The organism is Mesorhizobium sp. M2C.T.Ca.TU.002.02.1.1 (assembly GCF_003997225.1).
In genome coordinates, this window is record NZ_RZTO01000881.1 from 1 (window position 1) to 2,423 (window position 2,423).

Below are 2,423 nucleotides of genomic sequence, written 5' to 3' on the forward strand. Positions count from 1 at the left end.
GCACCACGTCATGGCGGCCACGCTCTTGGCGACGCTGCCGGTGGCGATCCTCTTCATCTGGCTGCAGCGCTACCTCGTCCGGGGCCTCGCGCTCGGGGCGGTCAAATAGCATCCACCTAGGAAAAGTTCATGCGCATCTTCACCGCCTCGCTGGCGACGGAAACCAACACCTTCTCGCCGGTGCCGACCGACCGGGCCTCCTTCGAAATGGCCTTCTATGCCGGACCTGGAAAGCACCCGGAGACGCCCACGCTCTGCTCCTCGCCGATCGTGGCGTTGCGCAAGCGCGCCGCGAACGAAGGGCTGACGGTCATCGAAGGCACGGCGACCTGGGCCGAGCCCGGCGGGCTGGTGCAGCGGCAAACCTATGAGGCGCTGCGCAACGAGATCCTCGACCAGCTCAAGGCTGCGCTGCCGGTCGATGCCGTCATCCTTGGCTTGCATGGCGCCATGGTGGCGCAAGGCTATGACGATTGCGAGGGCGATCTCTTGGAGCGCGTGCGCGCCATCGTCGGCCCGAAAGTGGTGATCGCCTCGGAGTTCGATCCGCACAGCCATCTGACGCCGAAGCGCGTCGCGGCCTGCGATGTCATGGCCTATTTCCTCGAATTCCCGCACACCGATTTCTACGAGCGCGGCGAGCATGTCGTCGAGCTGGGGCTTGCCGCGGCGCGCGGCGAGATCAAGCCGGTGATCTCGACCTTCGACTGCCGCATGATCCAGGTGCTGCCGACCAGCCGCGAGCCGATGCGCTCCTTCGTCGACAGGATCAAGGCGCTGCACGGCAAGGACGGCGTGCTGTCGGTGTCGGTCATCCACGGCTTCATGGCCGCCGATGTACCGGAGATGGGCACGCGCATCCTGGTCGTCACCGACAACGACAAGGCAAAGGGCGATGCGCTGGCGGAAAAGCTCGGGCGAGAGCTCTATGCGCTGCGCGAACAGACGGCGATGACGATGCTTTCCGCCCAGGCGGGCATCGATCAGGCGCTTGGCGTCCGCGCGACGCGCCAGGACAAGCCGGTGGTGATCGCCGACATCTGGGACAATCCCGGCGGCGGCGTGCCGGGCGACGGCACCATCGTGCTGCGCGAGCTCTTGGCGCGCGGCGTGACCAAGGTGGGCGTGGCGACGATCTGGGACCCGATCGCGGTGACGTTCTGCCATGCCGCTGGCGAAGGCGCGGTGATCGACCTGCGCTTCGGCGGCAAGGCCGGCCCTCAGGCCGGCGAGCCGATCGACGCGCGCGTCACGGTGCTGAAGGCGGTTAGCGAAGGCTGGCAAAGCTTCGGCCCGAGCCGGGTGACGCTGGGGCAGTCAGCGGTGGTGCGCATCGAAGGCACCGAGGTCGATGTCATCCTCAATACCAACCGCACCCAGACCTTCGAGCCGGACATCTTTTCCAACATCGGCATCGATCCGCTGTCGAAGGACATCCTGCTGATCAAGTCGACCAACCATTTCTACGCCGGCTTCGCGCCGATCGCGGCGGAAATCATCTATTTGGCGGCGCCGAGTTCCTATCCGAGCAACCCGGCGGTGACGGATTACAGGAAGCTGACGAGGCCGATATGGCCGAGGGTGGCGGATCCGTGGAAACAGCCAATCTCCCCCCTTGTGGGGGAGATGCCCGGCAGGGCAGAGGGGGGCGCGAAGGATCGCGACCGTTGAGGTCGTCATCCTAGGGCGGAGCAAGGAGCGAAGCGACGCGCGCAGACCCTAGGATCCATGCCGTGACGCCAAGGCTCTGCAACGGTTGAGAATTCTGCTCCGCTGCACCCTTCGGCGACGGTCACGGCATGGATCCTCGGGTCAAGCCCGAGGATGACGAAGCGCTGGCACGGCCGACCCAAGCACGGACACGCCGGCGGGACAGCGCCCCCTCTGGCCTGCCGGCCATCTCCCCCACAAGGGGGAGATTAGCCAATCACACCAGCCCTCGCTTCACCATCATCGCCTCGGGCGAAGGCATTTTCCCCCGGAACGCCGTGTACAATTCTTCCGGATCCTTCGACCCGCCCGCGGCATAGATGTTCTTGCGCAGCCGCTCGGCCAATTCGGGATTGAAGGCGTCGCCCGTCTCCTCGAAGGCCGAGAAGGCGTCGGCGTCGAGCACTTCCGACCACATGTAGGAATAATAGCCGGCTGAATATCCGTCGCCGGCGAAGACGTGGCCGAAATGCGGGGTGCGATGCCGCATCGCGACCGTGTCTGGCATGTGCAGCTTTTCCAACGTCTCAGCCTCGTAGCGGAGCGGCTCGGCCGGCGCGTCCGGCCGCGCGTGATAGGCCATGTCGATCAGCGCCGAGGCGGTGAACTCGACCGTGGCGAAGCCGGCGCCGAAGGTGCGGGCGGCGAGCATCTTGTCGAGCAGGTCCTTCGGCATCGGCTTGCCGGTCTTGACGTGCAGCGCATGCTTTTCC

The 2,423-nt window shown here is 65.8% G+C and carries 2 protein-coding genes and 1 pseudogene; 2 read left to right on the forward strand and 1 reads right to left on the reverse strand.

Translation table 11 applies throughout. The features are described from left to right. Positions 1-109 (forward strand): annotated as a pseudogene (locus tag EOD07_RS30845) (carbohydrate ABC transporter permease); the annotation flags it as partial. Positions 110-129: 20 nt separating this feature from the next. Beyond that, a complete protein-coding gene (locus EOD07_RS30850) occupies positions 130-1,671 on the forward strand; it encodes a M81 family metallopeptidase (protein WP_127237984.1) in 1,542 nt (513 codons plus the stop codon). Between the two features lie 256 nt (positions 1,672-1,927). On the opposite strand, the gene EOD07_RS30855 is transcribed toward EOD07_RS30850, so the two are convergent. Then, positions 1,928-2,423, reverse strand: a 496-nt coding sequence (locus EOD07_RS30855) for a M3 family metallopeptidase (protein ID WP_245470552.1), incomplete at its 5' end; no start/stop codon positions are given.

Excerpts from the sequence above, each read along its gene's own strand:
- EOD07_RS30850 (WP_127237984.1), top strand. The coding sequence starts at position 130 with ATGCGCATCTTCACCGCCTCGCTGGCGACGGAAACCAACACCTTCTCG.